The 13,476-nt window shown below is 43.7% G+C and carries 7 protein-coding genes; 4 read left to right on the forward strand and 3 right to left on the reverse strand.

Annotated elements, in window-relative coordinates; all coding sequences use genetic code 11:
* Positions 1–18: 18 nt before the first annotated feature.
* The 3 genes from V6E90_RS02270 to V6E90_RS02280 form a co-directional block, all read right to left on the reverse strand.
* The gene (locus tag V6E90_RS02270) at positions 19–2,526 is read right to left on the reverse strand and encodes a TonB-dependent siderophore receptor (protein ID WP_332604406.1); all 2,508 of its coding nucleotides are present in this window, start codon (positions 2,524–2,526) and stop codon (positions 19–21) included.
* A 66-nt stretch (positions 2,527–2,592) separates the two neighbouring features.
* Positions 2,593–3,549, reverse strand: coding sequence for a FecR family protein (locus tag V6E90_RS02275; protein ID WP_332604407.1), 957 nt, complete (start codon positions 3,547–3,549; stop codon positions 2,593–2,595).
* Between the two features lie 22 nt (positions 3,550–3,571).
* Complete coding sequence (locus V6E90_RS02280; RefSeq protein WP_016541815.1) at positions 3,572–4,087, reverse strand: sigma-70 family RNA polymerase sigma factor; 516 nt, start codon at positions 4,085–4,087, stop codon at positions 3,572–3,574.
* Positions 4,088–4,319: 232 nt separating this feature from the next.
* On the opposite strand from V6E90_RS02280, the gene V6E90_RS02285 reads away from it, so the two are divergent.
* The 4 genes from V6E90_RS02285 to V6E90_RS02300 are packed head-to-tail and all read left to right on the forward strand — an operon-like array spanning position 4,320 to position 13,142.
* Entirely contained in the window at positions 4,320–5,531 is a 1,212-nt protein-coding gene (locus V6E90_RS02285) for an efflux RND transporter periplasmic adaptor subunit (protein ID WP_332604408.1), read from the forward strand.
* A gap of 4 nt (positions 5,532–5,535) precedes the next feature.
* On the forward strand, positions 5,536–8,625 hold the full coding sequence (locus V6E90_RS02290) for a multidrug efflux RND transporter permease subunit (protein ID WP_332604409.1): 3,090 nt from the start codon (positions 5,536–5,538) through the stop codon (positions 8,623–8,625).
* Entirely contained in the window at positions 8,622–11,729 is a 3,108-nt protein-coding gene (locus tag V6E90_RS02295) for an efflux RND transporter permease subunit (RefSeq protein ID WP_332604410.1), read from the forward strand. Before V6E90_RS02290 ends, V6E90_RS02295 begins: the two co-directional genes overlap by 4 nt.
* Before the next feature lie 9 nt (positions 11,730–11,738).
* Positions 11,739–13,142, forward strand: a complete 1,404-nt coding sequence (locus V6E90_RS02300; RefSeq protein ID WP_332604411.1) for an efflux transporter outer membrane subunit — start codon at positions 11,739–11,741, stop codon at positions 13,140–13,142.
* Positions 13,143–13,476: the final 334 nt, after the last annotated feature.

A 13,476-nucleotide genomic window follows, 5' to 3' on the forward strand; every position in this document is an offset into this window, starting at 1 on the left:
AGCTAGGGCTAGCTTGGCTTACCAGTCATATTTCAAACCCACGCGGAAATTGGTTGGCGCACCATAATAACTATTGGTGGTCGCCAAATGATATTTTTCATTAAACAGGTTATTTAGGTTGAAATTTACCAACAGATTTTCGTTGATTTTATAACGTGCCATTAAGTCGACTAAAGCATAGCTGTCTTGAGTGAAGCGAACGCCATTTGGTCCACCATCTTGATAAATTTCACTTTGCCAACGAACGCCACCACCAATTGTTAGTGCTTCATCGAGATAAGGCAGAGTATAAGTGGTAAATAGTTTAGCCGTGTTGTTTGGAATGCTGGTATTTAAGTTTTTGCCATTTTTGTCCTGAGATAGATTTCGAGAAAAACTAGCAGAGAGCTGCCAAGTATCCGTGAGTTTACCTGTGGTTTCTAACTCAAAGCCGCGGCTTTTTGTACCAGATTCGGTACGGTATGCTTGAGAGCCATTTGGTGTCGTTGCTCCTTCTATCGCAATGTCTTTATTATCTTCTTGAGTTTGGTATATTGCAGCACCAAAGTTTAGTTGGTTATCAAAGAATTCACCTTTAATCCCCAGTTCTGTGCTATTTCCGATCAGTGGATCGATATAGCTACCTGTGGTGGTTTGCTTATCTTGTGGTAAGAAAATATTGGTATAGCTTGCATAACCTGTCCATTGCTCTGTTAATTCATAGGTAATGCCAACATAAGGAATGAATTTATTTTTTTCTTCACGTTTTGAAGGAACGAGTTCTTGATTAGAGTTAGTGTAGTCCTTATCTATGCGTTGCCAATTTTCTAAACGTGTTCCTAAAATCACTGCCAGTGGATCTGCAAGTTTTAGACGTATCGCACCAAATACAGATTGGCTCTTTTCATCATTGCTGTACCAGCCACCAATTGGCATTTCAGGACGCGTAGGTGTATTTCCATCCCATTCGAAAATATTATCTAAAGTGTTCACACTCCAACCCGAATAGGTTGGGCGTTTATTTTTACTTTTGGTGTAGGTGGTACCTAAAACCAGATCATGACTTTGGTTAAATAAGTCAAATGAACCATTTAAGGTTAAGTTAAATAAGTCCTGAGTTGGTTCGTAGTCCCAATGAGATCCATAAAGTAAAGTACCAGCCCCAGTTTCTTTATTAATTCCTGAACGCGAGTAACCATAACCGACAATTTCATCAGAGGCTGTGATCGTACGAGATATGATACCTTTGAGTTTCCAGCGTTCGTTAAACTGGTGTTCCACATCTGCAAAATAAGCTGTTGTTGTTCGATCAGACTTACTCCAACTTGCAGCGTTTGAGTCCGAACGTGACCAATTAATTAAAGTACCATCGGTATAAAATGAAGGTAAACCGCCGCGGGCAATACCTGAAATATCCATCTGTTGATAGCTGATTCCTAAACTGGCTTTGGTTCTTTCTGTAAGGTCTGCCTCAACGACACCGTAGGCAATTTTACGTTTTTCACTATAGCGGTCGATATAAGAGTCACCTGTTTGATAGGCTAAAACGGTACGTCCGCGGATTGTTCCAGCTTGGTTTAATGGGGCTGAAACATCGACATCGGTACGATATGTGTCCCATGAACCTGCACTAGTGCTGACAGAAGCTTTAAAATCTTGTAGAGGTTTCTTTCGTACCATATTAATACTGGCACTGGCAGAGCCTGCACCAGTCATTAAACCATTGGCACCACGTACGACTTCAACACGGTCAAATAAAGCGGTGTCCTGACTTTGGAAAATACTACTATATGAACTCATCAGCTTTACGCCATCGAGCAAATAGTTATCAACCGTTTGACCACGTGCATAAATAGGTGAATTATCACTGCCAATGTTACCGCTTTGGTTAATGCTTAATCCTGCGGCCTGTGAAACAACATCGGTCAGTTGCGTCAGGTTTTGATCTTCCATTTGTTGGCGGGTAATGACACTCACCAATTGTGGCGTTTCTTTGAGTGAAAGAGCCAACCCTGTCGATGCTGTTGTTGCTTTGGCTGTATAGGAACCAGATCCTTCTGTGGTGAGGTTTTTACTTTTGTCCGCACTTAAATGTATTGTCGCTAATTGTGCGACGCCAGTTTCGCTATTTTGATTTAATTCAGTTGTATTTGCCTTGGTGTGAATCGCTTCTAATTGAACCACTTTAGGTTCAACTGTAGTCACAGTTGCTTTGGCTTGAATGCTATATCCAGCATTGGCAACTTTGACTGCTTCAAATGCATGTGGTTTGAGCAAAGTCTCTAAAGCAGTTTCTACTGAATAATTCCCTTTCAGTGAAACGCTTTTTATTTTTGCAAGCGCAGTCGAGTCATAACTGATGGTCGTTCCAGTTTGAATGGCGAGTTGCTTCAATGCTTGGTCGAGTGTAGTTGAGCTAATTGAAATCTGATAAACATTAGCAGCATAAGCAGACGTTGTTGCGATGCTGACAATGCTGAGTGGCATGCCCCATAAAATGGCGCGTACAGCCAGCGCTAAGGTCGTTTTCGCCTGATAATCCTTCATGTGGTCTTCTCAACTGGGAGTGTATTTCTCTATAAGTCGGATCAGATTGAAAAAAGGATCATCTTTTTATCTTTTTTTTATTTTTAATACATATGGAGTGTAGTAGCTCAGCTCAAGTTGATGTGTATAGGCCAGTGTCTCTAAGCTTTGTTGAGGATTCTTTAATGAAAAAACGCCTGAAACGCGAAGGTCTTTTAACGCTGGTTCGATGAAATAAGTGCCTTTTTTATAACGATATAACTCATCGAGTACTTTTTGAAGCGGCCATTGTTCTACCACCAGTAATTGTTGAGTCCAGTAGGGTTGCTCGTTATTCAATGGCAACGGTTTAGAGATCTGTTGACTGTCGAAATATGCACGTTGACCTTGCTGTAAAATCTGCCGTTGCCCAGAATCCTGCGGCTGTAAAGCAACAGCATGTTGATAGACTTTGACCCGAGTTTGATCATCTTGTTCTTGGCGTACTGTAAATTGAGTGCCTAAGGCCTCGATTGCACCATCTTTGGTGTTGACCATAAAGGGGCGGTGTTGTGGATCTTTGGCGGTTTGGATATAAATTTCGCCTTCGATCAGTTGAATTTTTCGTATCTGCTTGGAGAAATCCACCTTGATATAACTATCACTGGCCAAGATCAAGGTTGAACCATCTTGCAATACAATGGTTTTAATTTCACCCACCTCTGTATGATCATCAGACTGCCATTTTGCCCAAGGCAATAGATATATGCCGCAACCGATAACCAGCAATCCTGACAGGCTGAGCAGCATATTTCGTTTCCTGCTCAGATTAAATTTTTGCTTGGACTGGACTAAGGATTCTGAGGGAAAATGATTGGATAAACCTGATAAGCCGTGTGTAAATCTATTGATGTGCTGAATGGCGAAGGCATGTTCTTGTTTTTCTGCCTGCCATTGTTCAAATTGTTGTTGCTGTAACTCAGTCATTTCACCTGAATGTAAAAGCACCAGCCAATCGGCGGCTTGATCCAATACATGATCAGGGATTTTCGGGGTTTGAGACATAGCAACAAAGAAAACTCAGCAATTAATCAGTCTGATTATAAAGACTTATGCAGGCCAAGAAAGCCTGTTTCATCTCTCTTTTGACTGTTGCTTCAGAAATATCCAGTTTTTCACTAATGGTACGATAAGTTAGTCCATCCAGTTGCGATAATAAAAATACCTGTGCGGTACGCCGAGGTAGCTTTTCCAGCATCAAATGCACTTGATAAAGCGTTTCACGAATACAGACTTCGTATTCAGCTGAGGGATAGTATTCTTCTGGCAGTTGTGCAAGTGCATCTAAATATAAATGTTCAATATGTTGGCGACGCCAATGGTCAATGATCACATGTTTGGCGATGCCCATCAGCCAAGCTTGGGGTTCTTTAATCTTTTCAAAGCAATAATCACTTTTTAAGGCACGGTAGAACACCTCCTGACTCAAATCTTCAGATTGGTGATGATGTTGCAGTTTATGCTTAAACCATGACAACAGCGTGCTTTGCTGGGCTTGATAAACTTGGCTAAACCATAACTGTTTTTCTACATTTAGGTTCATGACGGGGAGTCCAGATATTGGCGGGGAGAAGCCAATCACAAGAGGATGAAAAAATATTTTCAAATAGTAATGATAATTGTTATTAATATCAATAAAATTGTATACATACTTTTACAGAAAAAATTGAGCTGATTTTGATTTTCGTTCGACTAAACCAATGTAAGGGAACTTTTATTGTTCTCTACCTCTCCCATCTTTTTAATGCCTTTCGTTTGATTAAGTAGAGTATGTCATGAGTGAACAACAGATTGATTTAAAACCACAACAGCATTCTCGATCTAATAAAATCAAATGGTTGATTACATTATTGGTGCTTCTATTGCTGATTGCATGGGGATGGAATTATTGGAAGACGTCGCAAGCAAATAAACAAGAGTCATTTAGCCAATGGAGCAAACCCGTGCCTGTGCGTGTGGTCGGGGTACAACGGGGCGACTTGCAATTACAAATTAAGGCGATTGGTACGGTCGTGCCAGCCAATACCGTGAATGTGCAAAGTCAGGTATCAGGTGTACTACAAAAGCTGTATTTCGAAGAGGGACAATATATCAAGAAAGGGCAGTTGCTGGCACAAATTGACCCGACCCCATTTCAGGTGGCATTGGCGCAGGCACAAGGCACACAGCAACAAAATTTAGCGCAGTTGCAAAATGCACAAACCGAATTGAATCGTTATCAATTGCTGTATAAGCAAGACTCGATTGCCAAACAGCAGGTCGATCAACAGCAAGCCTTGGTTAATCAACTCAAGGGACAGATGCAAGCCAACCAAGCACAGGTCGATACGGCAAAGTTACAACTGTCTTATACCAAAATATATGCACCGATTGAGGGGCGTGTTGGTTTTCGTCTCAAGGATGCAGGCAATCTAATCCAAGCCAATGAAGCAACAGGTTTACTGAGCATTACCCAAATCCATCCTGTGTATATTCAGTTTGCGATTGCAGAAAATTATTTAGACACAGTGCGCCAAGCCACAAAAAATAAGCAAAGCATTCAAGTCAGTGCTTGGGATCGTGCAGAACAAAAACAATTGGCCACAGGTTCAGTTCAAGCACTGGATAACCAGATTGATCTGAATACCGGCACACTCAAGGTTAAAGCTGTGTTTGCCAATTTGGATGATGCTTTATTTCCGAATCAATTTGTTAATGTTCGTTTAAATGCCAAGACTTTGCAAAACGCGGTGCATTTACCGAGTGATGCCATTCAACATGGCGCAAAAGGTACCTATGTTTATATTGTGAATAAAGAAGATAAAGCCGAAGTACGGATGTTAAAACTAGGGGCGGTTTCACAAGGACAGACCGAGATTGTTGAGGGTTTACAAGGCAATGAACGGGTGGTGTTAGAGGGGATTGATCGGCTTTCCGAAGGGCAAGAAGTACAAGTCATTCAAGATGATGTTTCTAAGCCAATACCCGCAAAAACTGTAGCTGGGTAAGCGCATGAATATTTCCAGATTCTTTATTGTACGACCCGTCGCCACTACTTTGTTGATGTTGGCGCTATTTTTTAGCGGCCTGTTGGTGTGGCGTTTATTACCTGTATCGGCATTACCGCAGGTCGATTATCCGATTATTCAGATTTATACCTTTCAGCCGGGTGCAAATCCAGATACGGTGCAGCGAACCATCAGTTCACCTTTAGAACGGGAGATGGGCAAGATTGCAGGTTTGAAGCAAATGTCTTCGAATAGTTCGGTCGGTGCTTCGGTGATCACCCTGCAATTTGAATTATCTGCCGAATTGGGCATTGTGGAGCAAGAAGTACAGTCGGCATTAAGTACCGCCAGCAGTAAATTGCCGAATGATTTACCTACTCCACCCATCTATCGCAAAGTGAATCCTGCCGATGTGCCCGTGATTACTCTTGCGATTAGTTCTGAAAGTTTGCCATTGACCACGGTCTACGACATGGTCGATACGCGTGTGGCACAAAAACTTTCACAGCTTTCTGGTGTTGGAATGGTGAGTCTGGCAGGCGGACAACGTCCCGCCATTCGTGTGCAGATGAACCCAGCTGCCTTGGCAGCGTTTAAGCTCAGTGCTGAAGATGTGCGTGCTGCGATTGCTGCTGCCAATGCCAATCAACCGAAAGGGAGTTTTGATGGGCCTTTTCGATCGACCATGTTGGATGCCAATGATCAGATGCGTTCTATCGCCGATTATGAAAACCTGATTTTACGTTGGAATAATGGCGCACCGATTCGTCTAAAAGATGTCGCACAAGTGCTGGAGGGCAGTGAAGATCGCTATATGGCAGCGTGGGCGGACAGCCAATCGGCTATTTTGGTAAATATCCAGCGACAACCCAATGCTAATGTGATTGAAGTGGCCGATCAAATCAAAAAAATCCTACCCGAGTTACAACAAAATCTACCTGAAAATGTTCACATTCGCGTACTCACTGATCGAACCGAAAGTATTCGAAGTTCGATTAAAGATGTACAAAAAGAACTGGTTTTCGCCGTGTGTCTGGTGGTGTTGGTCACCTTTCTGTTTCTACGTAATTTTGCTGCGACCCTGATTCCAAGTATTGCCGTACCGCTGTCGATTATTGGTACGTTTGTACTGATGTATTTCCTTGGTTTCTCGGTCAATAACCTAACTTTAATGGCATTAACCATTGCCACAGGCTTTGTGGTGGATGATGCCATCGTGATGCTTGAAAATATTGCACGACACCGCGAGTCAGGTGAAAGCATGTTGCAGGCAGCCCTGAAAGGATCAAAAGAAATTGGCTTTACCTTAATTTCTTTGACGATTTCTCTGATTGCTGTTTTGATTCCTTTGCTCTTTATGGGCGATGTCGTTGGGCGGCTGTTCCATGAGTTTGCCGTGACACTGGCAGCCGCGATTGCACTGTCTTTGCTAGTGTCTCTGACCTTAACCCCAATGATGTGTGCCTATTTACTCAAAGATGCACCGAAGCATGCACAGCAACCGAGTCGATGGAGTCTGGATCGCGTCATTCAGCACTATGCGAAGTTGTTGCAATGGGTACTTCGACACCAAGTACTGACCTTGATGGTGATGTTGGCAACAGTGCTATTAGCAGGACTGCTGTACTGGTCGATTCCGAAAGGCTTTTTCCCAGTACAGGATAATGGTGTGATTCAAGTGGTCACTGAAGCGCCTGATCAGATCTCGTTTCAAGCCATGAGTGAACGTCAACAGGCCTTGGCAGCAGTGATTGTAAAAGATCCTGCAGTTGCTAGCTTATCTTCCTTTATTGGTGTGGATGCCAATAATCCAAAGTTAAGCAATGGACGTATTCTGGTGAATTTAAAACCGCATGCTGAACGTGAACCCGCAACGGATGTGATGGCGCGGCTGAGTGAAAACTTTGCACAGGTACATGGGATTAAAGGTTGGATGCAACCCGTACAAGAACTCAGTATTGAAGACAAAATTAGCCGTACCCAATATCAACTGAGTGTAACTGCACCGAAAAATCAAGTGGTTGAGGAGTGGACACCCAAATTGGTTCAGGCCTTGCGCCAGCAGCCTGCATTTGCGGCAGTGAGCAGTGAAGATGCAGGGCAGGGTTTACAAGCCTATATTGAGGTTAATCGTGATGCGGCTGCACGTTTAGGATTGACCCTAGAAGACATTAGTTTGGCGCTGCAAAATCTATTTGCGCAGCGGCAAATTGCAACTCTGTATACGCAGTCTAATCAGTACCGCATCGTTTTAGAATTAGACCCAAAACTCACCCAAGGCATTGAGGCTTTAAAGCAAACCTATATTCATAATAATCAGGGACAGCCGATTTTATTAAGCTCTGTCGCCACGATTGTCGAAAAACATGCGCCGATTTTTTTACAGCAACAGTCGCAATTTCCTGCGGTTGGGATTTCCTTTAATTTAGCCAAAGGGGTGTCTTTAGGTGAGGCGATTGCTGCAATTGAGCAGGTTAAGCAGAGCCTCGATTTACCGCCAGAGCTACAGGTACAACTGCAAGGGGCTGCGGCCGCTTTTGAAAATTCACAGCAGCATACCTTTTGGTTGGTGATTGCAGCGATTGTGACCATGTATATAGTGCTGGGCATGCTGTATGAGAGCTTTATTCATCCTGTGACTATTCTTTCAACCTTACCGTCTGCCGCAATTGGGGCTTTATTGGCCTTGTTTATGGTGGGGAGGCCGTTGGACATGATTGCGCTGATTGGGATTATCTTATTGATCGGTTTGGTCAAGAAAAACGGCATCATGATGGTCGATTTTGCGCTAGAAGCGCAACGTCATCAGGGCTTATCGGCTGAGCAAGCCATTTATCAAGCTGCTTTATTACGTTTTCGCCCGATTCTGATGACCACGCTGGCCGCGGTCGTCGGTGCAATTCCGCTGATGCTGGCCTCTGGTTCAGGGGCTGAATTGCGACAGCCTTTAGGTTTGGTGATGGTGGGTGGATTGTTGGTGAGTCAGGTGCTGACCTTGTTTACCACACCCGTGGTGTATCTGTTTTTTGATCGCCTGCAAGCAACCCGAACTGATGCAAGTCAGTTTTCAGAGCAGACAGGAGCCTCGCAATGACGCTGCTGTCGGTATTTGTGCAACGTCCAGTGGCCAGTGTGCTGTTGGGGATTGCGATTGTTTTGCTGGGTATATTGGCTTATTTACGTTTGCCTGTTGCGGCATTACCACAAGCGGATATTCCGACCATTGTGGTGCGTGCCAATCTACCCGGTGCCAGTCCAGAAAGTATGTCTGCAACGGTGGCAACACCTTTAGAACGCGCCATGATGGGGGTGTCTGGGGTTAAAGCGATTAACTCATCCAGTAATCAAAGTTCGACGCAGGTGGTTTTGCACTTTGATTTAAATACCGATATCAATGAAGCGGCACGTGAGGTTCAGGCTGCTATCAATGCGGCGATGTCGCAGTTACCCGCAGGGATGCCGAGCCCACCCGAATATTTCAAAATCAACCCAAGCCAAAGTCCAATTTTCTATTTGGCACTGAGCTCTAAACAGCTTTCTGCTGCAAAACTATACGAAATTGCATCCAATCAATTACAACCCAATTTGGCCCAGATCAGTGGAGTCGGTGAAGTGTCGATTGATGGGGCTTCTATGCCAGCTGTACGTATCACCATCAATCCAAGTGCTTTGGTTTCAACGGGGATGTCACTAGAGCAAGTTCGGCAGGTGGTCGCGAAAAGTAATGTGGTTCAGGCATTGGGTGTGGTGGAACAACAGCAATTACGTTGGCAAGTGGCACTTTCTACAGAATTAAAGACCGCCCAAGATTTTGCCGACCTGATCATCCGACACACCGATGAAGGGGTGATTCGCTTAAAAGATGTTGCCGAAGTGCGTGATTCGGTTGAAAACCGCTATGTCAGTGGTTTTCACAATGGACAGCCTGCGGTGATATTAAAAATTAGCCGACAGCCCAATGCCAATACCGTGGCGACGATTGATCTGATCAAAGCCAAATTGCCTGCTTTACGTGAATTGATGCCACGCGATGCACAGTTAACGGTGGTAATGGATGGTTCAAATATCGTCCGTAATAGTCTTGAAGAAGCAAGAGATACCTTGTTTCTATCCATGCTGTTGGTCGTGATCGTTGTTGTACTGATGCTAGGGCGATTGCAGAGTGCAGTGATTCCCACAATGGCATTACTGGTCACTTTAATTGGGGTTTGTAGTCTGATTTATTTGGCTGGTTTTTCGCTGAATAACCTGTCGATTATGGCGATCATCGTGGCGATTGGTTTGGTGGTGGATGATGCCATTGTGGTACTCGAAAATATTGAACGCTATATTGAGCAAGGTGATTCTCCTGCACAAGCGGCGGTAAAAGGCATTCAAGAAGTTGGCTTTACCTTGATTGCCATGAATCTGGCATTGATGGTGATTTTCCTCTCAGTCTTGTTTATGGGCGGTGTGATAGAACGCTTATTCAGAGAGTTTTCGCTCACGTTGGTTTTTGTGGTGCTGTTATCGGTCTTTGTTTCCTTGATTTTAACCCCCAGCTTATCAGCACGCTGTTTAAAACCTCTATCTCTTAATCATCCTCCACGACTGTATCGTTATAGCCATGATCTGATTCAGGGATTGACCCAATCTTATATTCGCTCTCTGCATTGGGTGCTGAAACATGCTTATCTGATTGTGGTGTTGTGGCTGGCCGCAATCATGGCGTCAGTTTATATCTATAATTTATTACCAAAACGGGTATTACCTGAACAAGACACGGGGCGAGTCGGCGCTTTTATTCGTGGCGATGATGGTTTTTCTTTTCAAATCATGCAACCAAAGATTGCTGCATTTAACCAAGCCTTACTCAAAGATCCTGCAGTACAAGATGTAGTCGGTACTTCCGGTGGCGGTGGTGGGATGACCAACTCATTTTTGATGGTCAGTCTCAAGCCAAAAGCTGAACGCGACGGATTAACCTCCAAACAAGTAGTCGAGCGTTTAAAGAAAAATGCACCTTGGCAAGCAGGGGCAGTGTTCTCTGCGGATGTCGAACAAGATTTGGAATTGGACGATCCTTTTTCCAGTGGCAATGCTCAAGAATATTTATTGTTATTGCAATCTGACAATGTGAGCTTATTACGTGAATGGGCACCTAAAGTAGCCGAGGCCATGCGCAAATTGCCTGAGTTTGAAGAGGTCGAAACACAAGGAGATGAAGGCGCTCAACACGTCACTTTAGATATTGACCGTGAAGCCGCAAAACGATTTGGCATTGATATTGAAAATATTTCCAGCGTTTTAAATAACTCCTTTTCACAACGGCAGATTTCTACAATTTATGACCGTAATGACCAGTTTTATGTGGTGATGGAAGTAGACCAACGTTTTACTGAACATCCTGAAGCCTTGGCGGATATCAAGGTGCCGAATCAACAAGGGGCCTATGTGCCTTTAAGCAATTTTGCCACGTGGACCTATGGCATTAGCAATGATCGGGTCTATCGCCGTAATCAATATGCAGCGATGGGTGTGGGTTATGTGGTGAAGAAAGGCTATAGCTATGAACAGGCCGATGCTGCAATTCGCAAGGTTTTGCCTGAGATTATGCTGCCCAAAGAAATCTTTGTCATGACCGATCGTGATGTCGAAGCTGAAAGTCTACAGGCTGGAATAAGCACACCTGCTTTGATCGCGGCGGTGATCGTGCTGATTTTTATTGTCTTGGGGATCACGTATGAAAGTATTGTGCATCCTTTTACCATTTTATCGACCATTCCGACAGCGGCTTTGGGTGCTTTGCTCAGTTTATGGCTATTTCAGATTCCATTTAGTTTGATTGCCTTGTTGGGCATCTTTTTGCTGATCGGGATTGTGGTGAAAAATGCGATCTTGCTGATTGATTTTACTTTGCAGCAACGGCGTCAAGGTCACAGCGATTTAGACAGCATTATCGCTGCGGCAACATTGCGTTTTAGACCGATTTTAATGACCAATACTGCTGCTTTATTAGGTGCGATTCCTTTGGCACTGGGTTGGGGAGAAGGCTCGGAAATGCGTCAGCCTTTGGGGTTTGCCATTGTCGGTGGATTGGCACTAGGGCAATTATTAACCCTCTATACCACCCCTGTGATGTATCTCATATTTGAAAAATTCGCTCAATTCCTGAATCGCTTCAAACTGCGATTGAATATCTTGCGTTGGAGTAAATAGGAAGTCGCTATGAAAAAAACAGTTTTTACATTTTCTATAGGGATTGTCTCAGCCATGCTACTTACGGCATGTCAGTCGAATACATTTAAGCCCGCAGCCTATCAGCAGCCCGTTATTCCGAGTGCAGCACAGTATAAATATGCTGAGCTGCAATGGATTGATGTTTCTCAGGTAGAAGCAAGTTCTTCGCAATGGTGGGAGATATATCAAGATCCGATTTTATCCAAACTGTTACAACAATTGGATCAGGACAACCTGAGCATCCAACAGGCACAAGCCAAGTATCGTCATGCCATGGCATTGTTAGATGGGCAACGTGTCAATTATGCACCCACCTTAAACATAGGAGGAGGTGCTCATCATAACGAGACAAAAAATCTAGCATCAAGCCGTCAATTTAGTACCAATTTAACTGCCAGCTGGATTCCTGATTTATGGGGTCGAGTGGCTAAAGCAGTGGAAGGTCAACAGGCCAATCTACAAGCATCTGCGGCCGATTTAGCTGCTATTCAGCTGAGTCAGCAACTGCTTGCCGCAGAGGCCTATTGGAGCATTCGTTTGTTCGACGCCAAACTGGATGTGTTAAATCAGACCCAGCAAAGTTATCAACGATCTGTACGAATTTTACAGCAGCAATACCAAGCAGGCATGATTGCACGGGCTGATGTGATTCAGGCTGAGACCCAACTTAAACAGGTCGGGCTGCAATTGTTAGAGCTACAACGCAGTCGAGATTTGCAAGAAAATGTTTTGGCTGTTTTAGTTGGACAGCATGTTGCTGCCTTTAATTTAAACAAAAGTCCTTATCGATTTAGTACACCAATGATCCCGAACCAAATTCCAAGCCGGCTTTTAGCACAACGTCCCGATGTGATTCGCACTGAGCGAGAGCTGGCGATGACGCATGCGCAATTAGGCTTAGCACAAACGGCATGGTTACCTGACTTGACCATCAGTTTGGAGAGCAGTGCCAATAGTCAGGTGTTTCATACGCTGTTGCAATCACCTAATACCGCATGGACAGTTGGGGCAAAAGTCCTAGGTACAGTGTTTGATGGTGGAAAGCGGCGCGCTGATATTCAACAGGCACAGGCCAGTTATGATGAAAAACTTGCCGCCTATAAGCATTCAGTTTTGACGGGTTGGAAAGAAGTGGAAGATGGTTTATTGCAAGCGTCACTGTTTCAAAAACAGATGATAGAGCAACAACAACTTCTTAAGTTATCTACTGAAAATGAACGGGTTGCCACACAGCGTTATCAAGCCGGATTGGTGAGCTATCTTGAGGTTGCCACAGCGCAAAATCTACGTTTGAGTGCAGAAGAACGTTTATTGGAGTTGCAGCAATTGCATCTTAAAAACTCGGCACAGTTGGTGGCTGCATTGGGTGGTGGGATGATGTCTTTATCTTAAATTAAGTGACTATTCATAATGACAGCGTTCCATGTTCAATCTGAATAGTGCTTGGATCGCTGTTATCAATAGTTGGTTTGAATGCTTTTTTTGCTCTATGGCTGAAAAAGGAACAGTGATTGATGATTTTATTTTTGGATCGTTGAGGGGAAGGATTCCAGTTTGTTAGCGCGGTATTCTATCCAGATCACAATTTTCATTTTTCAGTGTCATCTGAATGCCTTTGTGTAAATTTTAGTAGTTAATCAAGCAAATAGCACTTCGATATGTAGAATAAAAAATAGCCATTTTGTTTGTCGAAGAATGACTTTAAATCATAAATTAATTTAGATCT

Source organism: Acinetobacter sp. ESBL14 (assembly GCF_036668815.1).
GTDB lineage: Bacteria > Pseudomonadota > Gammaproteobacteria > Pseudomonadales > Moraxellaceae > Acinetobacter > Acinetobacter gyllenbergii.